The following is a 22282-nucleotide window of genomic DNA, read 5'->3' on the forward strand; positions in this document are numbered from 1 at the left end:
GCGCGGCCCCGGCGGCGCGGCCCCGGCGGCGCGGCCCCGGCGGCGCGGCCCCGGCGGCGCGGCGGCACCCTCGGCTTCGCCTGGGCGCCTGCCGCGCCTTCGGTAGCTACTGGTCGTCCTTACGAACTGGTCATAGTGACCAGCTTGATGAGGGAGGGAGAGGAAGAGGGCGGGGGAAGTGTCGGGCAACGGACGGCTGGAGTTGTACGCCTGGTGTTGGGGGCCCGCGCGCCGGTGGTGTGCAGATTGGGGCATTGATGTGCACCTATATGCAGTCGCACCTGGCTAGCGGTGGCGGATCGGCCGCTGACCTGCCGCGTTGCGCGGGGGTGGGGGGTCCTGTGCAAGCAGGACACCGGGATGGATGACGCATCGGCGCGCAGCTGGGACGGGCTGTGGGACAGCGAGCCATCCGCCTGCCAGCAGGCGCCGGCGTCAGCGCGCGGCGACGGCCTGCTGGCGCTGCACCAGTGCGGTGGTAGCGGGGTCCGGGGTGGCGTCCAGATCGGCGAGTCGGCGTTTGAGCAGGGCGTATGTGCGGTGGGCGGCATCGTCTCGCCCGGCTGCGCGTTGCATGCGGATGGTGCGGTGGTAGACCGCTTCGTTGTACGGATCCCACTCGGCGGCTTGGTCGAGCAGCGCCAGCGCCTCGTCGGGATCCGGGTGACTCTTGGCCACATGGTCGGCGAGCAGCACCAGGGCGTCGACGGCCTTGCGGTGCACAGCTTCCCTCAGCTCATCGGCCCACGGGTAGTCGGCGCCATCACACAGCTGTCCCCCATACGCGGCGACGGCCGCCCGCAACGCGGCTGCTCGGATTGTGTCGTCGCGGGCGGTGGACGCCTGCTGGACCGCGGCGGTGAAGGCGGCGATATCGGTGCCGATGAGATTCGCATCCAGCAGGTGCCGGTCGCCGGCACGCAGGACGAAGGCAGCCTGCTGGGCGCCGGTCGCCTGGCGCAGGCTGCGTCGCACAGCGCGGCGTAGATTGGCGAGTTCACGCCCCGCCTGCTCGGGGTCGGTGGCCATGCGCAGGGCTTCGGCGATCTCCTCGCTGCGGATTCCCTTCGGGTGAGTGGCGAGCAGGCAGAGGAATTCGCGGGTTTCCGCTCGCATGCCGTGGCCGAATTCTTCGTCTTTCCCACGGGCTCTGATACGAAATCTCCCGAGGATGTGCACGGTCACCGGCGCAGACGGCCGCTGGCTTTCGCAAATCTCCGCTTCGGTGCTTTTGGGGTTCTCCTGGTTCAGCGGTGGATTGTTGTCGTGGGCGCTGCGTTGCTGTGGCGCTGGCGTCGGTGTGCTCGGCGGCTGGTGCGGCGGCGGGACGGGAGCTGCAGCACATGGCGGTGGTGGTGCGGTGGGTGTGGAGGGGGTGGTGTGGCCGTGGGCGGCGTAGAGGGTGTCGAGGAGTTCGTGTGCGGGTTCGGAGGCGAGGGTGAACATCCGGGCAGCGCTGAGGTGTTGGGCAGCGGGAGCGGTGGCCGCGGTGACGGTTCCTTCTTCGGCGAGCTGGACTTGGCAGGGCCAGTCGTCGGCGCCCAGGATGACGACGGCGAGTTGGCCGGGGGCTGCCCGATGAGCGGTGGCCTTCAACCGTTCGACGGACCGCGGGTCGAGGTCGGTGATCAGCAGGTCCATTGGCGGCTCGTCGGCCGCCGAGACGTTGGCGGTGTCGTCGCTGTCAGCGAGGCGGGCGCGGTGCAGAAGGCTCTGTTCGATCAGGGAGAGGGCCTGTGCGCAGTCGCCTGTGATGGCCCAGGTGGGCAGGGGCCGGGTGGTGTTCGGGAGGAGGCGCTGTGCGGTCGCGGTGGGGGTGATCAGGCGTACCTTCGGCTGGCTGGGCCGCAGGCGTTCGGCCGCGCTGAGGACGGCGATGGCCAAGGCGCGGGCGGCTGGGTCAGCACCGGGGCCGGTCAAGGTGATGCCACCGGGAACGGCCAGCAGGTCAGCGGTCAGTTCGTTGCCTTCGCGGGTCGCGCAGGCCACGGTGCCCGGTGCGGTCGGCTCGGCAGGGGCCGGGTGACGAAGTGGCCTGGTCTCTTCCTGTTCGGCTGACTCCTGCCGCTCCTGACAGGCAGCCAGGTGGGCGGTGGTGGCGGCCCGCACCGCATCAGCCAGAGGTGGAGGTGCAGCTGAGGCGAGGTCGGGTTGGCGGCGTCGGCGAGCGTGGGCGCGCGCGAAGGAGACGGCGGCGGCGATGCCCGCAGCCGTGGTGATGCCGATGGTGGACGCGGTGCCAACGCTGATGCCCACGGCGCTTTGCTGCCGCTGATAGCTGGGGGCGAGGATCGCCGAGTGCGTGTTCAGCCGGGGTGCCGCAGCCTGCTCGCGGTGCTGCAAGGGAATGCTGGCATGTGGCGGCGATGCGGGGTGCTGATGGGGTGGAGCGACCGCCCCATGGTGCGGCGTAGGGGCCGCCGGACCAAGCTGAGTTCGCTGGACATGAGCGGTACCCGTGGCGGAGTGGCTGGGAAGGTGGAGGGTCCAGCCGGGCAGGATCAGGTCGGGATCGCGCAGCCGCTGACCGTCAGGCTGGAGCCGGTTGCAGTTGAGTTGGTAGATCACCGGCCAGCGCAGCGGATCGCCCAGGTGGACCCGGGCGATGCCCCACAAGGTATCGCCAGGCCGGACCGTGTACGCCACAGTCGCGGGTTTCTCAGCTCGCTGGGGGCGGGCCGCCCGATCTGGCTCCCCAGTCGGCGCCGCCACGGAGGCGACCGGCCTGGCCGTGCCCATGTCGGAGGTAGCGTGCGCCGCAACGGGGCGCCACATCGCGGCCAGCGCGAGAAGCAGTGTGGCGACCAGGAACCCGGCAGCCGCCCGATGCGCGGGGAGTGTGCGCAGGCGGGCGCGCAGCAAGGTGACATCGCGCAGGAGGGCGCGCAGTTGCCGTGTCGCCCAGGCTACTTCGCGCAGGAGACAGAGCATGAAGGCGGCCCAGCACACCCACCCGGCCAACGCCAGCAGCCGAGTGACGAAAGGGTCGCTGACCGGCTGCTCCAGCCGAGAAGCAAGGTCGCCAAGCGAGGTCACCGGGGCAGGCCAGGGCACCCCCGCCGCGACGGCCAGCGCGTACGGGATGCCGACGGTGACGGCCACCAAACCGCTCGCGGACACCAGCAACTGGACGAAGGCGCACACGCGCCCCCACGTGGTGGTGACGGCTCGGTTCATGGCCTTGTTCCCTGCAGCCAAGGGGCGTTGATGCCCTGCTCAGCGCGTGCACTCGCGTGGGCAGTGGTGACCAGGTGGTCGATGCCGATCAGGGACAGGATCTGGGTCCGCTGGCGATGCGTGACGAAGACGGTTGCCGTATCTCTGGTGGCTTCGGCGTGACCGGTATCCCCGGTGGCCTTGATGTAGTCGAGTGCGGCGGCAACGGCGCGGTGGCGGTCCAGGCGGACACGTTGGCTGGATCGCAGCTGGTTCAGGTCGAGTTGCTGGGTGGCGGCGCGTGCAGCTTCCTGCGCGTCATCAGCCGCAGCTACCTTCCCCGCCAGCGCGAGGCCACCGTCCAGGACCAGCCCGGCGAACAGGAACAGCCCCGCGATCACCACCACGACGAACGCCGTGGTCTGCCCACCATCCGCCGCCTTCCATCCCCCGCGTCTGATCGCCGGTGCCTGCCCATTACGGCGCAGTGGTTGAGTCATGCTGCTTTCGTCCCCCGGTAGGAGTCGATGACGGAGACGGCGCTGCGGGTGACGGTGACATGTGCGGGCAGTGCGGATACGCCGAGGTTGGCGGTACAGGCCACGCTGACGCGCACCACCGTGCCGGGGGTCATGGCGCCGACATCGGCGGTCACTGTGTAGTGCGCGCACGAGGCACCGGAGGCGGCCAGGGCCGCGCGGGCGGTGGTCTGTGCTCGCTGCTGAGCGTCGCTCGCGGTGCGGGCCAACGAGGCGGCACGGGCGGCTTGGTGTGCGGCATCGTCAACGCGCAGCCGTGCTGATGCCATCCGCCCCAATGCCACCGCGACCAGCAACACCAGCACCAGCAGCGGGGCGGCCAGGACCAGTTCGGTCGACGCTGAGCCACGATCCGGCTTCCACAGCCACACAACCCGCCTGTGGATACCTCTGGTAGAAGGTCGGGAACGCTTGGTCATCTCGGGGCCGAGGTGGGGCATGCTGGTCACCCCTTCTCCACAGGTGTCGACCATCGATCAATCGCGCCTGCGTCATGGGCGGAGATCGGCACATGGATGCCTGGTACGACCGGTTCGGCCCAACCGCGTACGTCGATGGTGGCGGTGCGGTTGGTGCGGGCGATGGTGATGTGCGGGTCGCGCAGCACGCTGTGCCCTAAGGCGTGCAGCGTCGCGGCTGCCTGGGCGCGCCCGGCAGCGGCGCTGCTGCCTTGAGCACGTGTGATCGCCAGTGCCCGGGAGGCTGCGGTCTGGGCGATGTGCTGGGCATGCCAGGCGAGGGCGAACTGCACGATCAGCAACAGCAGGAGCAACAGCAGGGGTGTAGCGATGACCGTCTCGGCCGCGACCGCCCCACGATCCTCACGCCCTGCAGGCGCCAGACTGCGGGCCTGCTTGGCCCTGCGGTTATCTTCCTGCTCGTGGTCGGGGAGCACTAGCCGACGTTGATGCCGTGGGCTTTGGCCATCACCTTCGCCGTGATGACCGCCACGGCCGCGATCCCCAAGGCGGCGAGCAGCGCGGTGATGATCACGGTCTCGGTGGAGTACCCGGCATCGTCCCGGGCGTGCTCGCGCAACCAGGCCGCGCGGCGGCGCAGTTCACCAACCAGAAGGGAGAGGAAGGATTCCATAATCGATGGGTCTTTCTACGTGAACGGTGAGTCTTCTACAGGCCGATCAACACGTGAGCCATGGCCGGATAGCCGATGAACAGCAAGAACGCCGCGAACAGCAACACCACTGGCAGTGACATGCGTTCGGTGGCGGATTGGGCGGCACCGTCGGCCTCGGCCAGGCGACGGCCGCGCATGGCTGCGGCTTTGGTCTGAAGCGAGTGGCGGATCTTCGCGCCCTCGGCTCCAGCCAGGCCGACAGTGGCGGCAAGTTCCACCAACTCTGGCACGCAGGTCTGCTCCCCGAGGCCGGCGAGCTCGTCCCAGACGCTGGTGCGGGCCAGCTGCGCGGTGGCCAACGCCCGCCGGATACGGGAAGCCGCCCAGCCCTGCGGCGCAGCGGCAGCATCGCCAAGCGCCTGTTGAACACCGGCTCCTCCGGCTAGGGCGATGACCACCAGGTCGAGGAAGACCGCCAGCGCGTGCCGCAGTTCGGCTCGTCGCCTGGTGGCCTGGGCTCGCACGGCAAGATCCGGTGCGCAGAACATCACCGCAGCGCCTGCCAGCGCCGTCCAGGTCGGCATCCACCATCCGAGCCCGGTCCCGGCCACTACCTCTGCCACGACGATGAGGGCGGGCGGAGCGATGAGTCCAACCGTGGCCGAGGCGGTCTTCTCGGCCAAGTGCCGTTCCACGCCGATGCCGACCAGATCAAGGTCTGCGCGCAAGGCCGCGGTGGGCAGACCGGCCGCGCGCAGCAGTGGCACGCCCCGACGTCCCCACCGTGCGGCCCACCCGCCCGCAGTCTCCGGCTGTGCGAGTACCTCCCGGGGGCGGGAGGCGGGGCGGTGCAGGGCTGCCAACGCCGTGGCCAGGGGTGGGCGGGATGGGCGCGAGCCGAGGACGATGGCCAGCAGGCCGCTGCCGAAGAGTGCGCCGAGCACCATGGTGATCACGTGCCGCCTGCCTTTCCCTGGGCGGGCATCACGGACGGTCCCGCCGCTTGTGTTGGGGTCAGGGCGAGGATTCTTGGTTCTTCGGCGAACCGGGCGACCTTCAGCAGCCAGGCGAACCCAGCAGTGAACAAAGCGCCCACCAAGCCCAGTACCAGCTGCCCTTGAAGACCGGAGAAGGGCTGGAGATAGGGGCGGTTGAGGAGTACCAGTCCGGTGGCCATCGCCAGGGTGGTGACGGTGATGACGCGCACGGAGGTGCGTACGCGGGCACGTCCCGCGTCGATCCGCAGCCGCATCGCCACCTGCTCGCGCGTGGAGGTGGCCAGGGAGCCGAGCAAGTCGGCCAGCTTGCGGGCCTGGCGCTCGGCCGCCATCACCAGCGCCGCGACCACGGTGTCCACGACCGGATCCGCTACCTCATCGGCAAAGGTCCTCAAGCTCGCGCCCAGCGGTTGGCCGCGCTCGATCCGTCCGGCGAGCGCGGTGGTGTGGGGGCGCAATGCCGGTGGCGCCAGCGGTGCGGTGGCGAGGATGGCTTGCTCCAGCCCGGCAGCGGCAGACAGGGTGTCGCGCAACATCTCCGCCCACACCGCCACCGCCTCCAGCCGCTCGGTCCGCGCCTGGGCCGCTTTGTCCCGGCCCAGCAGCTGCGGCAGGCATCCAGCGGCCACCGCGGCGAGCAACGCCCCCACCGGCCACCCGGTCACCGCACCTACGGCCAGCCCTGACAGCAGCGCGGCACTCCCTCGATGCCAATCGAGCCGGTCCACCCAACTACGCCACGCCATGCCCGGCCCGGGTTCACGTTCGTGGGGCAAGGCACCGTGCACGCTCAACCACAGCCCGCCGCCCGCAGCGGCACCGAGAACCAGCGCGTACAGCATGGTGGTGGTCATGTGCTGCGCCCCCACCACTGCCCGTGCAGGGCGTGCTCGTCCAGGCCCGCTGCCAGCAGGTCGGCAAGAGTCTCGCCGCGCAGCGGCGTGGCCGGGACCGCCCGCCCATCAGGGCCTGGCTGGTAGACCTCGTTCGAGATCACCTGGGGGCCGTCGGCGTCGACGATCTCGCGCACCGAATCAATCACCCGGCGCCCGTCGGCATCCCAAGCCAGGTGGACCACGAAGTGGACGGCTGAGGCCACCAGCAGGTTAGTTGCCTCCAACGAGAGCCGTTCCGGTGCTTGGGCTGCGTAGGCGGCGAGTTTGGTGAACACCCCGCGGGAGGTAGAGGCGTGGATCGTGGACAGCGAGCCGTCGTTGCCCTGGGACATCGCGTTGCACATCGGCACGACCTCGGCCCCGCGGATCTCACCGACGATCACCCGGTCCGGAGACATCCGCAACCCCCAACGGACCAGCTCCGCTTGGTCGATGACGCCCTCGCCTTCGATGTTCGCTTCACGGGCCTGCATCGCCACCACATCCGGATGCGCCACCCGGTCAGCATCCAGGCCGAGTTCGAAGGTGTCCTCGATCGTCACCAGCCGCTCGTGCGCAGGGATGGCCGAGGCCAAAGCGCGCAGCACGGTGGTCTTGCCGACATTGGTGCCCCCGGCGACGATCACATTGCGCCGGGCCCGCACCAGCGCACCCAAAAAGTCCGCCATCGGCTCGTCACACACCCCCAGTCGCACCAGATCGGCCAGGGTGGCGGCGCGGAAGCGATGACGGCGGATCGACAGCGACACTCGACCGGTGACGGCCATGACCGCGAACAGGCGGGATCCGTCTGGGAGGCAGATGTTCAGCCTCGGGACCGCGCGGTCGAAGCGCCGCTCCTCCAGCCCGGCGCGCGCGGCGATCTGCCGCACCACCTCGACCAGTTCTTCATCGGAGGCGGCCAGTGGCGCGGCGCGGTGTTTGGTGCCGTCCGCGTAGCGCACCCACACGGTGTCGGCGCCGTTGACCGCGATGTTCTCCACCCGCTCATCCGCCAGCAACGCCTCCAGCGGACCCATCCCGAACAGTGCGTCCAGCACGGCCTGCTCGATCCGCTGCTCCTCCCCCGCATCCAACGCCTGGCGCCCGGCGGCCAACTCGGCTGCGGCGTAGGCGTTGAGTTCCTCGGCCAGCAGGCGTCGCACGACCTGGCGGCGCTGTTCGGCGTCCTCTGCGGGCAGCCCAGCCTGTTCCCGTGCGTGGGCGTAGCGGGCCATCCGATCGGCGACCTGCTCGCGCATCAGGCCCACCAGCTGCTTCCCACTCGCTCCAGCGACCGGTGTCCAGGGCAGCCCGGCCGCATCTGTCACCGCGCTCACCGCACTTCACCACCCTCCAACGCCCTTCCGACCGCCTGCCCCGGCACAGCGATGGTGGCGGTGCACTCGGTCAGATCCCGGCCTGCGGCTTCGCTGTTCTGTGCGACGAGGGCTTCCAGGTGCCAGGCCAAATCGGTGACGGTGCGCACCAGCGGGGCGGTCCGCCACCTGCGCGGCGACGCCGCGGCACGGCCCGCCAGGCAACGGGCGGTTCGCGGATCCCACGGCACCCGATGCACCCAATGCACACCGAGTGTCTTGCGGATCTCGGCCACCGGATACGGGCTGGGGCCGACCAGCACCAACTCCACTCTCCCCTCGGCCATGCTCAACTGCGCCACCTGCGCCACCTGCGCGGCAGCATGGGCCAGCGCGTCCACCTCGCCCCGCGTCACCAGCAGCAGCCGATCCGCCGCGGCCACCAGAGCACTGGTCTCCGCCTGGAGCCGTCCGACGTCCACCAAGACCGAGCCGTCGCTTCCCATCCCCGCCCGCAACAAGCCAGCGCCGTTCCCTGCAAACAAGCCCACCGCGGCAGCCGCCTGCTGCGCGCCGGTCGGGCCAACAACCACGTGCACCCCGCCCGGGAGCAGCTGCACGCACTCCCCCAAGACCCGGTTAGAGACGGCGCGACGCGCTGCGGCAGCCAACTCCATCAGCCCGGGGGAATCCGAGAGCTCAAACCGCGCCGCCACATCACCGCCGGACGGGTCCGCCTCCACCACCAACGGCCGAGGCCGCCGCGCGGAAGTCGGCCAGCACGCCGCCAACCCCAAGGCCAGCGTCGTCGCCCCCGGCGAGCCCTTCGCCGACCCGATCACCACCAACGCCCGACTCACGGCACCTCCCGACCCGCCGGGCTAAGCACCACCACATGCGGCTTGTCCATCCGCGCCGCCCGCCCCGCCGCAGCGGTATCCACCAACACCGTCACCGCCGACGCCGCAGAATCATGGTCCGGAGCAGCCACATCCGTCACCGTCCCCACCAGCCCAACACCGGAGTTGTCCTTCGAGGCATCGCCCGACTGCTCGGCAGGCGCCGCTGAGGGCGCACCGGGGAAGACGGCTACCCGCTGGCCCGCGCTCAACCCGGCAGGCAGTCCACCGGATTCGACCGCGAAGGACACCTGGGCTTTCCCCGTCGGCGGATAGCCCGCGCGGTTGCCTACCTCTTGGGGTGTCAACAGTGCCCCGGCTACCAGCGGGACCACCGCTGTCTTGCCCACCACCGCGTCCTCATCCGCCGCGCGCACCACGTACTCGGCCGGGCCATCGACCCCCAGCCGAACCTCCCGCAGGTCCTCAGCCCTGATCACCGCCCCGGCGGGCAACGACCGCGCCACAGCCAAAACCGGCACACGCCGACCCACATGCGCGAGTACCGCGGTGAATCCCACGGACGAGGCGATCACCACGGCCACCCCGACCCACACCAACGCCGGTCTGCGGCGAAGCCGTCCGCCCACCACACCCAGCAGCCCGCTCTCTGCAGGCTCCGGTGAGGGGCCAGACCGCGGCCGGGCGAACAGGCCATCGCCGCGTGGTCGAGTTGAGGAAGACGAAGAAGACATAGAGGTACCCACACATCACCTTGCACAATTGGGGAGTGCACTAGCAGGTAGGCGTAACTGGCCCACTGCGTGGTGTCCGCCAGCACGACGGACCAGCACCGGCTATATGGAGCCCGCCCCCGTGACGACCACTGCCTGCACCTCCGAGACCCGCACCGGAAGCTGAGCCCTGCTCTCCAGCCCCCGAATCGTTCCGCCCCGCCCCCCGCCGTGCCAGACCACGTCCCACACGATGGTGGCCGTCACGGTGAACGCCTCACCAGGCTGCCCCGCTGACGACCGCCGGTAGACGTAGCCGCAATCCGGAGAAGGCGAAGCAGCCGCAAAACGCGACGAATATGGCGTGCCCGGGCCCGCGCAGGTCACCGATCCCCCGTCCCCCATCGACCACACCACCTCTCGGGGCGTCGCCGTCGCCGTCACCTCAACACCCGGAACTTCTGCCCTCTGTGACACCGGCCGCCAATCCGTCCGGTCGATCCACATCCACGTCGGCACCCGCACCACCTGCGCCACCGCAGCATCCGGATTCATGCGAATCTGCGGCGAAGGCAACCGCAACTGACTCACCGCCTGCCGAGCGACTGCCTCCGGCGTCGGCTGGTGTTGGGCCGCCTGTGGAGCTGGCTGAGGTCCCTGCTGCCCCGTTTCCAGACACGTGCCGTCGAGATTCGCCAGCCAGCAGTTCGCTGGAACAGCCGCAGGAGGATCCGACTGGTTACTTCCCGGTGCAGGCGCATGACTCACTGGACGAGCGGTGACCGCCGGATGGCCAAAATCTGCGGAATTCCCAGTGATTCCGGCCTCCAACTGGCAATGCCCGGGCGCACACTTCACCGTCGAGAGACGGCCAAAGGCGTCATCCGCGACGGCTTGTTGACCGGCGACTAGCACCACCAGGACCGCCCAAGATCCGGCGGTAAGCAAGCCCGGCACACCTCTGTCTGGATGGCCAATCAGCACGAGCCAACCTCGCCCACTGCGAGATCCACGACCTTCCACTCAGTCCCGAAACGCTGCACCGTCGCCTTGTTCTCGTGATGACCGCCGGGAACGTTGTTTTTCAACGTCCCGTCGTGCTTGTACAGCAACCAGTGAGAGCCGTCGGAGCAGTCCACAATCTTTACCTGCGTAGGCGCTGTTGCAGGCGTAGCTGATTCCACTTGCGGAGATAGCGATACAGCGCCCTTGATGACCACCCCGTCTTGACGATCCTTGGACAAGCCGTACTTCAGCAACCGCAGTGCGGCGCCGGTCGCGTGGTTACCCAGCTGCGGCGCCTCGGGGTCGGCGCTCCGCCCAGCTGTTTGAAAATCGTTCCACATGGCGCGGTAGACGGCGACCGCATCCTCAACCCCTGTGACGGGTTGGCTGCTAGACGGCGAGACAGGAGGCGCACCAGCGTTAGCGCCAGCGCGTGACGGCGTTGACGCTTGGCCAGCACAGCCGCCCATCGTCAAGCCCAGCGTCACAAGCAGCGCCATCGAAGCGACACCCCGTCGGCCATCTGCACCCATCAGCTCCCGCTTTCCGCCGCCTCATTACATACGCACAGCGACCACAAGTGACTTAAAGTTACACGGTCGTTCCCCGGTATGGCGGCAGCGAACCCGACGGGAAGGAGAAAATCCCGCTAGGCCACGACTATCCCTCGTTCGAGGGACAACCCTCCATCGGGAACCCCCAACTGATGGCGGCCGCTCCTGGGGGCATCGAGAGAACGCTTTGACCATGGCCACGCGGCCTGGCGTCAACGCGCAAGCGTCCATTACTACATGGGCGGCGAACATGATCACCGGCGCCACCCGCCCATCGCGTAGGGCGGTCCCGACCATTCCGTAGCGAAGGCGATCCAGGCGACCTTCTTTCCGTCCCCAGGAAGCCGAAATCCCCAACGCCCTCTGGAGAGGTGATTGACGATCTGCAGGCCACGACCGCGCTCAGACAACACCGCGCACAGCGCATCCAGCCCCCCGCCGCGCCCTTGCGGCTTCGGCGTAAACGGTGCAACAGCGGGAAACAGCGGGAGCTCTGGCATGCGCGGGTCGCGATCGTGCACTTCGCACACCAGCTCACCGGTACTGCGGTGCAACCACATCTCATAGGGTCCCCTGGCGTGCTCGGTGGCGTTGGCCACGAGTTCGGAGGCCGCTAGAACCATGTCGTCGCCCCTCTCGCCCCAAAGCCCCCAACCGTCCAAGGCGCGGCGCAACTCTGCACGGGCGCGGGCAGCCGGACCAGGAGTGCAACTAGTCCAGGTGCACACCAACCCTTGGGGCTGTGAGCCGTGGTGGCGAATCACCTGGCACCTGCGCGAGCAGCGTGACGCCCTCGCTCCAGAGCACGTCGATGTCGGCCTTGACCGGGGCGGGCGACGGCACACGCCTGGTCAAAGGCGCGAGGGAGAGCGGTGGGCATGGCGGCCAGAAACAGTGCGGCGGTGAACAAGGCGGGCGGGAACAATCGGGCCTCCTCGTGATCGCGATGGGAACGCGACCACGACACCGTGGATCCCTGAAGAGCGGACCACCCCTCTCACGAGGACTTTCGAGTTCTTTGAGGTGTGGCAACGACGGCGAAAGGCCCGCAGATGGCCTCACCAGCGACGAACGCGAAGGCGCATCGGGCGCCGCCGGCTCCGGCTCTTCGATGACGGTCAGGACCTCGACGGGCGACCACGGCCCCTCCCCACTCATCCCCCTCAGCCTCGCCGAGATCAGACGCCTGATTCACCGCGTCACCGACCGCCGACCCACACCCGTCGACCACATCCTGCACTGGTCAATCTGGCGACGGCGACGCCAACACCAAGCCCGCATCAGCCACTACAAGCGACGCGGGCACAGCCCCTGAAACTGCCCAGCAATCAGCACTGATTCATTCACTCGCCTCGGGGGAGGCGTCTTCGCCAGTTTGCGAGCGCCGAGATCCGAGAGGCGCTGACAGACGGCCAAGGCCGTCTTCGCTGCGTCCCTCCCAGTGCACCGAGCCTCGATCTCCTCGGAGAAGACGCCGTTGGACTCCAGCGCCGACGCTTACAGAACATCGACGTTCGCGCCGGACAACCGGTTCCGACAGTCGAGCACATACGGCGCGTGCTCAAGGATCGTCTCATAGTCGAATTCCGCATGGTCCGTGAGCAGTACCACGGCGTCGGATGCCGCGATCTCTTCCGCAGTCGCTTCTACTCGGATCAAGCCTTTGCCGGTGCGGATGTCATCCACGACGTGCGAGTCCACTCCGTGCACCTTGGCGCCGAGGTCGAGCAGTAGCTCAGCGACACGCGCCGACGGCGACTCGCGGGCGTCGGCGGTGTTGGCCTTGTAGGCCAGACCGAGCAGCAGTACACGAGATCCCCTCACGGCCATGCGACGCGTATTGAAAGCTTCCATGAGCCGCCGGACCACGTAGTCGGGCATGTGGCTGTTCACGTCGTTGGCCAGCTCGACGAACCGGAACGACCGGCCGAGCGCCCGCTCTACCCGCCAGGAGAGGAACGACGGGTCGATCGGCAGGCAGTGCCCGCCCACCCCGGGCCCCGGGCTGAACCGCAGGAAACCGAACGGCTTGGTGGCCGCCGCGTCGATCACCTCCCAGATGTCGATCCCCAGGTCGTGGGCGAACACCGCCAGCTCGTTGACCAGCGCGATGTTGACGTGCCGGAAGGTGTTCTCCAGCAGCTTGGTCAGCTCAGCCTCCTTGCAGGAGGAGACCGGCACGGTGCGCTCGACCAGCTCCCGGTAGAAGCCGTCCACCGCGCGTAACGACTCCCCGTCGATCCCCGAGATGATCTTCGGGGTGTTCTCCAGCCGCCAGACCGGGTTGCCCGGGTCGATCCGCTCGGGGCTGTACCCGAGGTGGAAGTCTGGCCCGGCGAGCAGCCCGGAGCCCTTCTCCAGCAACGGGGCGAGCAGCTCCTCCGTGGTACCGGGGTAGGTGGTGGACTCCAGCACCACGGTGGTGCCCGGCCGCAGGTGCGCGGCCAGCACCTCGCCGACCGCCTCGATGCAGGAGAGGTCTGGCACCCCGTCGCGCAGCGGGGTCGGCACGGTGATCACCGCGAGGTCGAAGCCGGACACCGTCGCGGGGTCGGCCGAGGGGCGGTAGGCGCCGCTCGCCAGCAGCGGGCGCAGCCGCGCGTCCGGGATGTCCTCGACGTGGGACTCGCCGCTGGCCAGTCTGCCGACCCGGCGCCGGTCGATCTCGTACCCGACCACCTGATGACCGACTTCGGCCGCTCGCACAGCCAGCGGCAGCCCCACGTAGCCCTGGCCAGCGACAACAACATGCATGGCAGCTCCTACACAGTTCCAGTGCTTGAATGGACCGTCGTCTCTGTGGCCTAGCAAGGAGAAGCTGTGCCCCTGGTGTCTGTCGTGATGCCTGTGTACAACTCGGCGGTCACTCTCGGTGCCTCGGTTCGGTCGGTGCTCACTCAGACCCACAGCGATCTGGAGCTTCTGGTCACCGACGACAAGTCCTCCGATGACTCCATGGACCTGCTCAGAGACTTCGCACGGCAGGACGAACGCGTCCTGCCGGAATCGGCACCCGAACGGGGCGGTGCAGGCAGGGCACGCAACCTCGCTATCGAACGAGCCAGGGGGGATTACATCGCCTTTCTTGACAGTGACGACATGTGGCTCCCGGACAAGGTTGAGCGGCAAATCGACTTCGCGGCGACGGCTAATACGCCTTTGACGTTCACCTCGTACTACAAGGTGGACGCCGAGTACGACGGTGAAAGCGTCGATTTCGTCCCGAACGGGCGCGTGGTCCGGGCGCGAGAGCACGTGGACTACCGCGCGATGCTGATTCAGGATCACATCGGTGCGCTGACCGCTATGTACGACCGCACGGTCCTCGGCACGAGGTTGATGCCGGAGATGCCTAAGCGACAGGACTACGCCCTGTGGCTGTCCATCATGCGTGACGGCATTGACGCCCGGGGCCTTCCCGAGCCGCTGGCGGTGTACAGGGCCCACCGTGCGGGATCGCTGTCCTCGAACAAGCTGTCGCTCGTTCAGTACAACTGGCAGCTGTACCGCGAGCACGAACACTTGTCGCTTCCCCTGTCGGCGCGGGCGCTGGCCGGTGCTGCGTGGCATTCGTTGCGCAAGTCGCGGATCTAGAGCTGCTGGCGACTGCGTAGGAACAGCTGGAGCAGCACGCGACGATTCTCGTCCGGGACGTCGTGCTGGCCGTCGGCGAGCGGTTCGCGGCCGTGGACCCACCGGTGTTGGTCCACGATCAGGACGTCACCACGCTGAAGCGTGAAGGTGGCCTGCCCGGCAATCAGCTCGTCTGCGAGTTCCCTGGCCGCATGGGCGTGCGCCTCTCTGAGGTCAGACTCAGCGAGCATCTTGGCGGTGAACCGGACGAACCCGACGTCCGCGGGCTCGCCGTCCAGGACGGGGAACGGCGCGTACTCCTCGCCGACGTCGGACAGCTCGAAGAACGACCCGTAGCAGTAGTCCCGCTCGGCGAGGAGGGCGCGTGTCGATGGCGACAGGCGCGACACGGCCGCGCGGGCGTCGGAGAGGATGCTCGCGCCAGCACCTAGCGGGTCGGGGCGGACACAGAGGAGGATCGTGTAGTCCGGAGGCTGTGTGGCGTTGACCAAGTCCATGTGGAAGGCGTTGTAGCCGATCCCGGTAGACATCCCGGGCTTGGCGGCGAGGTTGGTCCCGATCGTCTTCCACAGCGGCCATCGCTGGAACGGCTGGAAGGGGGTGGCCATTTCAGCGAGGAGCGCCGTTGTCATGCGAAGGAACTGCTCCTCGATCCCCAGGGCCTGGGCGACATTCCCCAGACACACCACGACGTATCCGCCAGCCTCCGCGCTCAGCGTAGAGAGTAGGGCGTCCTTGAGTTCGCGGAACTGCGGAACCGAGTCCAGTTCGGCCCGGTACTGCTGGATCGTGGAGTCTGCGAGAAAGGTGCCGTCCATGCTCCAGTCGGGGAGCACCTTCCCGATCTCGATCAGAGCTTCCTCCAGCTCTCCCGGCGGGTAGATGAAGTTGTTCCGGTCAGCACTTTCGATCTCGTGCATCGTGCTGTCCCTTCTGCGAATTTCGCTTCCCCCGGCTGGGCGAAGCGTTGCTCGCCCCGCTTGGCAGTCAGTCAGGACGCGCTTCGGGCGTCCTGACGAGCGGGGGTGGTGCCACCGCCACCATGGGAATGGAGACGGTGGCGCGAGGCTGCGCAGGACCGCTGATCGTCAGTCCGGGCCGTGCCCCTTCGTCAGATCATCGGAGACCTTGCGCAGGGTCAGGTTGGCGAGCAGCAAGTGCGGCCGAGTGATGGGCGCTACCGTGCTGTCAGCCAATCGGGAGACGCTGGATGGACGAGCAGGGCGCGCCGTTCGCGCGGGACGGGCGACCGGTGTGCGACGTGTGCCCGTCGCTGCGGCACCCGGGCGGCCGGTTCGACGTGGTGGAACGGCCCTCCCGGACCTGCCCGTTCGACCCCGCCACCGGCCACCAGTTCACCGCCGCCGGGGTACCGGTGTGCGTGCACCCCGACCGCGTCGGGCTGCCTGCCATCCCGTACGCCACCGGCGGCCTGCCGTTGCCGTGGCAGACCCCGCCGCCAGCCGAGGCCGGCGAGGCGCCCGCGTGGGTCCGCGCGGCGCTGACCGCAGCACCACCGGAGGCCTGCGACGCGGTGATTCAGCAGGCGAGCGCGATCCTGCTCGCCTCTGACCCCGGCACAGACGTTGGGGCGGTGCTGCGGGCCGCACTCGGCTAGGCCGCGACCGGCTCGGCGAAGTCGATCTGGTGCTCGCGGCCGGACCGGTCCAGGCCGATGCTCGCGTACATCCGGGCCAGCATGTCGCGGCGCCGCTCCACCTCCTCGTGGTCCAGCCAGAAGCGCTCCGGCGGCTCACCCCACGCCAGGCAGTAGCACTCGTGGGTGTACCCGCCCGCGCGGTAGTCGGTGTTCTCCTGGTCGGTCTGGTGGATGATGCTGATGCCGCGCGCCTCGGCGATGCGGTTGAGCAGTTGGGCCTGCGCGAGCATGGCGTGGGTCATCTCATCCACCGGTACAGCGATGGCGATCTCCGCTGCGCGCTCGTCGGCGGTGAGAGCGTGCACGGCGGCCTTGAGCGCCAGGGCACGCAGCGCCTCTTCGAATAGGGCGGGCGCGTCGTTCTCCAGGTGCCACCGGGACACGACCGGGAACCCGGTGAAGCACTGCCTGTCGCCGGAGTACTCCAGTGTCGCCGTCTTGAAGGCGGGGAACTCGTGGTCACCCTCGATGCCGTCCAGGATCGTCTCCGCGGCGGCGGCAACGATGTGCGGGGCTGGCATCTCGACCTGATAGGGCATAAGGATCTTCCTTCCTTGAAGGGTCCGGGAATGGGCGGGTGGTGCTTGGGGCCGACGCCCAAGACCGCGGGAGAGTGCACTCCGCGGAGGAGTCGGCGACTTCGGGGGATCACAGGTACAGCGCGCGGAGGATCATCCACGCGCCAATCAGGGTGGGCGTAGAGATCAGCAGCAGGGAGAGTAGGAGCCACGGGTGCCTGCGGACCGGCCCCGGGACAACGTGTCGTGTGCCCACGTCACTCCTCCTCGGTACTCGGCACGTAGGGCAACACGCGCCCTGTTCCGGGAGGCGGCCGATCGACAGCCGGGGGCACGTCCACGGCGGGTTGGTCGGGCAACGCCCGCAATCCCTTCGAGACCCTGAGCAACAGGTCAACGTCCGGCAGGGCTGCCGCGGGCACCGGCTCCTTGCGCCTGCCCAGCGTTGCTCCACGGACACGGGATAAGGCCGCGCTCATCGCAACTCCCCCCACAAGCCCGCGAACAGGAAAAGCAGCGAGAGCATGCCGCAGAAGGCGATGACGGCCGGGATGGCCAGGCACCCACGCGGCCGCTGCTCGGCCATCACCGGTCACCAGCCTGCGTCGGAGCCTGCCCTGCACGGGCGACCTCTTCGGCCAGGTCCACCTCGCGGCACTGACGCAGCTCACGCCGCAGGTACGCGGCGACCATCCACCGCATAGCGAGGTGGCCGTAGGGCAGTTCGACGTCCTTGTTCCGGACCTCTAGCCCGTTCCAGGAGGCGCCGTACACGCATCCGGACACGCCCCACAGCCGGGCCTTGCCCGCCCGCACCGCGACGTGACCCGCCCGCAGACGCGGGCACTGCTCGACCGAGATCGGCGCGCACGTCAGGCACAACGGTGGGTGCTCGACCGCGCCGCCCTCCGGCCACCCGGCCCACCGCTCCTCTTGGGAGGGCAGCAGGAACAGCGTCCCGTCGGTGGTGCGGCTGGCCGGGCGCGTGCACACCTGGCACAGCATGCGTTGCATCAGGTCCCGTTGGCGACGCACGTGGGGCTTGGCGAACAGGGGACGGCCGCCGAGGTCGGTGCCGATACGGCCCCACAGGACGCCGTGCGTGTCCCGGTCCTGCGGCTGCTCATCCCGGTAGCGCACCCCACGGCCGTTCGGCAGCACCGCGAGTTCGCTCTCCAGACCGGGCTCCTCGCCGTCGCGGCACACGATGTGCGGAACGACGGTCGGCCGCGCGATCACGCGATCACCTGCGGTGCGCCGGTGAGCAGTCCTCGCTGGGCGTCGCTCGGCTTCGTGGTCTCCCCACGGACGGTCTCCACCCAGCCGCCGGCGAGCATGACGCGCCGGGCGAAGATCCGCCGGTTCCAGTCGTCGTTACTCAGACGTGCCCAGTCGAACACCAGGCACACCTTCGGCCGGTCACCCGCCTGCCTGACTGCGCGCTCCAGCCCGTCGAACCCAGGCCGATGGTCGTCAGTCAGGGCGTCATCGCCCTCGTCGACCCACCAGCCGCCAAAGCCCCAGCCATGCTCGCTGGTGTACTTCGCGCACTCCCTCAACCGCAGTTCGAGCACGAACGTGTTCTGCGTGGCGCAGCGGTCGTAGATGAACGCCAAGGGGCGTTCGGTGCCTGGCGACTCGATCTGTGCTTGACCATTACTTGCCCGGGGCCGAAGAGGCGGGGCACCGGACTCCGGTGCGTCGGTCGTAGGTTCCATTAGCACGTCTCCAGAGGGGCGAAAGGGACAGCGGCGACCTGCTGCGGAGTGAAGCCGGAAGGAAGGGGGAATCTGGGATCGCCGAGTGCTCGGTAGCAGCGTCGCTGTCCACGGAAGTGGGTGCAGGCGTGAAGCCAGCGGTGGTTGTCGAGGAGGTAGCCGTCGCCTGCGTCCAACGCCAGCGGCTGCTGGTGGCGGGCGATGGCTGCGCGCAGGTGCGGCACGTATGGCTGGACGAACACGTGCCAGCGCACAAGGCCGTCTTGCCGTAGACGTATCGAGATCCGGCCTTCCGTCGGCCAGTCGAAGACCGGGGCGAAGACGCCATCCCCGCTCCCGAAGAACGCGGCGTGCTTCTCGGCAAGCGCGGCTGCGGCGTCCGGCTGGCTCATCTGAAGGTCAACATGGACGGCTCGCCCGTCGGTGAGGAGACAGAGGCCGCCCTCTTCGGCAGGCCGGATGCAAGCGAACAACATCAGTCGCGGTGGGACGGCGAGGCTGGATCGGTGGGTATGCGGGTTCAGGGCGCCGCGACCCAAGCCCCCGAATCCGGCCTGATGCGCGTGGCGACCGGTGTCGTGGATGATGGTCAAGCCGTCCGGCTCGCTGTCACGGTGTGCGATGAGGCTCAGGTGTCGGGAGGCGAAATCCAGCACGGCGTCACGTGAGTCAAGGCCGTCGAGGGTGACAAGACCGACCTCGCATATCTGCTCCTCGATGGCTCGCGCGGCATGCTGGCCGCGCCGGTTGATGTAGTGGGCCGCGAACAGATCGCGTGCAGAGCGCGTTATGACATGGCGCATCGCCGAACTCCCTTGATATGGACGGTCGGTGCTCTCACTGTCGGCAGGCCCGGACAGCCGGGTAAAGCGACGGATTGTCGACTCGGGCATTCCACCCGCAGCGTCCGGTCGTCGGTCGCTGCGTGCTACGTTCCGAAGGCCCCGGTTGCCGTCCACCTCAAGAGGACCGTCATGCCGTACACGCCGCCGCTGCGGCCTGTCTCTGTCAAAGGTGTCGCCTGCGATGCGCACGACCGCGTGCTGCTGCTGAAGAACGAACGCAACGAGTGAGAGTTGCCCGGCGGGCGTCTGGAGATCAGCGCCCAGTCGCAGACCGAACCGGCCGATGACAGCCCTGAAGGTGCGGTCGAGCGGGAGCTGTTGGAAGAGACGGGTTGGCTGGTCAAGGCGCACTCGCTCATCGACGGCGGAGTGTGGATCTACGAACCCATCCGCGGTCGGCGGGTCCTGATCGTCACCTACGGCTGCACCGTCCTGAACCCGGAGCAGGAGCCCGTGATCAGCCACGAGCACAAGCACATCGGTCTCTTCGCCGCCGACGAGGTACGTGGACTGAACATGCCCGAGGGCTACAAGCACTCGATCGCCGCGTGGTACCGGCAGAAGTAACCGAGCATGGGCTGGACCGCACGCCGCCCCTTGGCTCACCACGTCCTGTGGCATTGGGCTACCCCACAGGCCCAAATGATCCTGGCCACGGGTGACTTGGGCTCGATCCTGCGCTTCTACCGCGCGGTGCACAGTCTGAACCAAACCCAGCTCGGCGCGCAGCTCGGTTACGACAAGACGTACGTCTCCGCGCTGGAGCTGCGGAAGCGGACGATGGACGATGTCGGCTCTCGGTGCCGACTGTGCGAATTGCTGCGTCTGCCGCCGCACATCCTCGGTGTCACCGACGCGGCTGACACCGACCACCGCGCGATGCTCCAGTTCGGCGAGTCCACCGTCCGCCTCGCGGAGATCGCCCGCCAGTCCGGCCACGCATCCGGAGCAGTCGCCGAGCTGTGGCCGCTGGTCGTCCGGCTGGAGGCGCGCATCGAGGACGGGCACACCGAACGGGAAGCACTGCGCCTGCTCGCCCGCGCACGCGTCGGCCTCGGCGTGGCGCTGGGCAACGTACTGCCCGAGGAAAGGCTGAGCACAGCAGCCCACTGGACAGCCAAGAGTCTGGAGATCGCGGCGGCGTTCGAAGACCCGGGGTTCACGTCCTACGTGCTGCGGATGCACGGCAATGAACTGCGTAAGGCCAACCTCCACGGTGCTGCCGTCGAACGCCTTGCTCGCGCCGCAGGTGTGCTCGGCAACGGCGAGTTGTTCGACCGTGTGATGCGGGAGAGCCACATCCTGCTGGACCAAGCCGAACACACCAGCCTTTTCAACCCATTCGCTCTGCACGAGATCCGAGTCCGCGGCCTGGTCGCCACCGGCCGCCCGGACATCGCCATACGGCTGGTCGAGAACAGCCCCACCCCAACGACGGCCGTGGCGCCGCAGTGGCACGTCATCGGACTCGTCACGGTCGCTCACGTGCGGCTGCTCGCGGACGATCGCGGAGGGGCCGCTGAGTCTCTGGAGACCGCTGTCCAAGAGGCGTTGAGGCAGCGCCTCCCCCATCAGCTTCAGCGGGCCATCCGGACCGCTGGCGAGGCTCTGCCCGAGGTCCGAGACACCGCCGAGCAGGCCCTCGGCAGTCTGCGCCGGGAGATGGCCGCATAGTCGTCGGGTGCCCACCAGTCCGTACCTATCTGTCGGTGATTCCTGCGGCAGCCCCGCTCCGCGCCACTCCTGAATAGCGCGGAGCGGGAGCTGGTGCCCGCCGTACCAGGCAGGGATCTGGTACGGCGGGCGGATCGGGGCCCCGTCCCGGCGTCGCCGTGCTGCGGTCGGCCGGTGCCGGGACGGGGTGATTGCCTGGATGCGAGGGGGCTCCCTTGCTTCCTCTTCCAGGCGTCCCGGTCGGCCGTAACCCAGAGCCAACCGACCGGGAAGTCGTGGGTCAGCGCGTGCGGGGCACGGCCATCATGGGAAGATCAGCAGGAGACAGAGCGACCCGAGCACGAACAGGCCGAACCCCAGACAGCTCCACGGGACCAGTTGCCACCACGGGGGGCAGGCCCGCTCGGCCGATGAAGTCCACTTGGCGGGGATGGGAGCTTTCGGGTTCACGTCCATGCTCGGTCTGCGACGTCAGCGGCTCATCCTCAGCAGTCACCGCGGTGCCCTCGGGGGCAGCGTAAGCGTGCTCGTTCTTCATGGCTGGCTCCATGGGCAGGCACTCGGCGGGGGCCGACAGCTGGCTCATCGCGCGACGCTCGCAGCTGTGGCGGGTACCGCACCGGTGGCAGTAAGCACGGTGGGGAGGATGAACACCTGGTGCTCGGCCATCAGGTCGTTTACGCGGTCGCGGTCCTCCGTGTAGTAGCCGCACATGGCCCGCAGTTGGGTCACTATCCCCTGCGCCCGCCGGGAACGAATCAATTCCTCCGCGTAGGCCCAGTACGGGCGTCCATCCAGTGGGGTGGCAATCGGACGGCGTTCGCACAACTCGGCGGCGACATCCCAGTCCCGCGCCGCTGCGAATTTCCGCAGTTCCTCCATGACGGGCTCGGCATCCTGGGACTGCTGGATGCAGGCGTACAACACCACCGCGGGCCGTGGCAGGGTGGCCGCGTCGGCGATGCTCCGGCGTCGTTCTCGATCGCTCGGCGTCCTCTTCACATCCGTAACCATGCAACTACAGGGTGTTGCAGTACAGAAACTAGGCGGACGACTTCCCACATTCATCCATGGCCAACTCGGCTGCGTCATAGGGCTGTTGATGCATCTACTCAACCGAGTCGTCCGCTACGTACGACCGATGAGGGGCGCGCCAAGCCGTATCGTCCGCTACGTACGA

24 protein-coding genes are annotated in these 22282 nt (G+C 68.5%); 4 read left to right on the forward strand and 20 right to left on the reverse strand.

The features are described from left to right. Window positions 1–435: 435 nt before the first annotated feature. The 14 genes from O5O46_RS34100 to O5O46_RS34165 form a co-directional block, all read right to left on the reverse strand. Window positions 436–3177: a BTAD domain-containing putative transcriptional regulator gene (locus O5O46_RS34100; RefSeq protein WP_269859558.1), complete on the reverse strand. Its 2742-nt coding sequence runs from the start codon at window positions 3175–3177 to the stop codon at window positions 436–438. Beyond that, window positions 3174–3656, reverse strand: coding sequence for a hypothetical protein (locus tag O5O46_RS34105; protein ID WP_269859559.1), 483 nt, complete (start codon window positions 3654–3656; stop codon window positions 3174–3176). Before O5O46_RS34105 ends, O5O46_RS34100 begins: the two co-directional genes overlap by 4 nt. After that, a complete protein-coding gene (locus O5O46_RS34110; protein ID WP_269859560.1) occupies window positions 3653–4066 on the reverse strand; it encodes a TadE/TadG family type IV pilus assembly protein in 414 nt (137 codons plus the stop codon). Before O5O46_RS34110 ends, O5O46_RS34105 begins: the two co-directional genes overlap by 4 nt. A gap of 74 nt (window positions 4067–4140) precedes the next feature. Further along, window positions 4141–4590 carry a TadE/TadG family type IV pilus assembly protein gene (locus O5O46_RS34115; protein ID WP_269859561.1) on the reverse strand — a complete coding sequence of 150 codons (450 nt, stop codon included), beginning with the start codon at window positions 4588–4590 and terminating at the stop codon, window positions 4141–4143. Further along, window positions 4590–4787 (reverse strand): hypothetical protein, encoded by a 198-nt coding sequence (locus tag O5O46_RS34120; RefSeq protein WP_269859562.1) that lies wholly within the window; start codon window positions 4785–4787, stop codon window positions 4590–4592. The genes O5O46_RS34115 and O5O46_RS34120 overlap by 1 nt, the downstream gene beginning before the upstream one ends. Window positions 4788–4822: 35 nt before the next feature. Further along, window positions 4823–5716, reverse strand: a complete 894-nt coding sequence (locus O5O46_RS34125) for a type II secretion system F family protein (RefSeq protein ID WP_333482446.1) — start codon at window positions 5714–5716, stop codon at window positions 4823–4825. A gap of 5 nt (window positions 5717–5721) precedes the next feature. After that, entirely contained in the window at window positions 5722–6621 is a 900-nt protein-coding gene (locus tag O5O46_RS34130) for a type II secretion system F family protein (protein ID WP_269859564.1), read from the reverse strand. Beyond that, window positions 6618–7904 (reverse strand): CpaF family protein, encoded by a 1287-nt coding sequence (locus tag O5O46_RS34135; protein ID WP_269859580.1) that lies wholly within the window; start codon window positions 7902–7904, stop codon window positions 6618–6620. The genes O5O46_RS34130 and O5O46_RS34135 overlap by 4 nt, the downstream gene beginning before the upstream one ends. Window positions 7905–7978: 74 nt before the next feature. Beyond that, the gene (locus O5O46_RS34140; RefSeq protein ID WP_269859565.1) at window positions 7979–8446 is read right to left on the reverse strand and encodes a hypothetical protein; all 468 of its coding nucleotides are present in this window, start codon (window positions 8444–8446) and stop codon (window positions 7979–7981) included. A gap of 371 nt (window positions 8447–8817) precedes the next feature. Beyond that, on the reverse strand, window positions 8818–9405 hold the full coding sequence (locus O5O46_RS34145; RefSeq protein ID WP_269859566.1) for an SAF domain-containing protein: 588 nt from the start codon (window positions 9403–9405) through the stop codon (window positions 8818–8820). A gap of 252 nt (window positions 9406–9657) precedes the next feature. Beyond that, a complete protein-coding gene (locus O5O46_RS34150) occupies window positions 9658–9801 on the reverse strand; it encodes a hypothetical protein (RefSeq protein ID WP_269859567.1) in 144 nt (47 codons plus the stop codon). Between the two features lie 710 nt (window positions 9802–10511). Next, window positions 10512–11039, reverse strand: coding sequence for a hypothetical protein (locus O5O46_RS34155; protein ID WP_269859568.1), 528 nt, complete (start codon window positions 11037–11039; stop codon window positions 10512–10514). 308 nt (window positions 11040–11347) lie between these two features. After that, window positions 11348–11938 carry an ATP-binding protein gene (locus O5O46_RS34160; RefSeq protein WP_333482445.1) on the reverse strand — a complete coding sequence of 197 codons (591 nt, stop codon included), beginning with the start codon at window positions 11936–11938 and terminating at the stop codon, window positions 11348–11350. A gap of 652 nt (window positions 11939–12590) precedes the next feature. Next, entirely contained in the window at window positions 12591–13847 is a 1257-nt protein-coding gene (locus tag O5O46_RS34165) for a nucleotide sugar dehydrogenase (RefSeq protein WP_269859569.1), read from the reverse strand. Window positions 13848–13913: 66 nt separating this feature from the next. Here O5O46_RS34165 and O5O46_RS34170 point away from each other — a divergent pair, with 66 nt between their 5' ends. Continuing rightward, window positions 13914–14687, forward strand: a complete 774-nt coding sequence (locus O5O46_RS34170; RefSeq protein ID WP_269859570.1) for a glycosyltransferase family 2 protein — start codon at window positions 13914–13916, stop codon at window positions 14685–14687. Here O5O46_RS34170 and O5O46_RS34175 read toward each other — a convergent pair. Beyond that, window positions 14684–15607 (reverse strand): TauD/TfdA family dioxygenase, encoded by a 924-nt coding sequence (locus O5O46_RS34175; protein ID WP_269859571.1) that lies wholly within the window; start codon window positions 15605–15607, stop codon window positions 14684–14686. The two genes, O5O46_RS34170 and O5O46_RS34175, sit on opposite strands and share 4 nt — an antisense overlap. A 290-nt stretch (window positions 15608–15897) precedes the next feature. On the opposite strand from O5O46_RS34175, the gene O5O46_RS34180 reads away from it, so the two are divergent. Next, the gene (locus O5O46_RS34180; RefSeq protein ID WP_269859572.1) at window positions 15898–16305 is read left to right on the forward strand and encodes a hypothetical protein; all 408 of its coding nucleotides are present in this window, start codon (window positions 15898–15900) and stop codon (window positions 16303–16305) included. Here O5O46_RS34180 and O5O46_RS34185 read toward each other — a convergent pair. From O5O46_RS34185 to O5O46_RS34200, 4 genes are all read right to left on the reverse strand, one after another. Continuing rightward, window positions 16302–16886, reverse strand: coding sequence for a hypothetical protein (locus tag O5O46_RS34185; protein ID WP_269859573.1), 585 nt, complete (start codon window positions 16884–16886; stop codon window positions 16302–16304). The genes O5O46_RS34180 and O5O46_RS34185 overlap by 4 nt on opposite strands. Before the next feature lie 564 nt (window positions 16887–17450). Further along, entirely contained in the window at window positions 17451–18104 is a 654-nt protein-coding gene (locus O5O46_RS34190; protein ID WP_269859574.1) for a hypothetical protein, read from the reverse strand. After that, window positions 18101–18481, reverse strand: a complete 381-nt coding sequence (locus O5O46_RS34195) for a recombinase family protein (RefSeq protein WP_269859575.1) — start codon at window positions 18479–18481, stop codon at window positions 18101–18103. The genes O5O46_RS34190 and O5O46_RS34195 overlap by 4 nt, the downstream gene beginning before the upstream one ends. Window positions 18482–18582: 101 nt before the next feature. Further along, window positions 18583–19386 (reverse strand): TauD/TfdA family dioxygenase, encoded by an 804-nt coding sequence (locus O5O46_RS34200; protein ID WP_269859576.1) that lies wholly within the window; start codon window positions 19384–19386, stop codon window positions 18583–18585. 273 nt (window positions 19387–19659) lie between these two features. Between O5O46_RS34200 and O5O46_RS34205 the strand changes: the two genes are divergently transcribed. Together O5O46_RS34205 and O5O46_RS34210 are read left to right on the forward strand one after the other, a co-directional pair. Beyond that, window positions 19660–19995, forward strand: coding sequence for an NUDIX domain-containing protein (locus O5O46_RS34205; protein WP_269859577.1), 336 nt, complete (start codon window positions 19660–19662; stop codon window positions 19993–19995). A 75-nt stretch (window positions 19996–20070) separates the two neighbouring features. Next, complete coding sequence (locus tag O5O46_RS34210) at window positions 20071–21102, forward strand: hypothetical protein (RefSeq protein ID WP_269859578.1); 1032 nt, start codon at window positions 20071–20073, stop codon at window positions 21100–21102. A gap of 582 nt (window positions 21103–21684) precedes the next feature. Here the strand turns inward: O5O46_RS34210 and O5O46_RS34215 are convergent. Further along, window positions 21685–22104 (reverse strand): hypothetical protein, encoded by a 420-nt coding sequence (locus tag O5O46_RS34215; RefSeq protein ID WP_269859579.1) that lies wholly within the window; start codon window positions 22102–22104, stop codon window positions 21685–21687. Window positions 22105–22282: the final 178 nt, after the last annotated feature.

Source organism: Streptomyces sp. RPT161, from assembly GCF_027533845.1.
GTDB classification, from domain to species: Bacteria; Actinomycetota; Actinomycetes; order Streptomycetales; family Streptomycetaceae; genus Streptantibioticus_A; species Streptantibioticus_A silvisoli_A.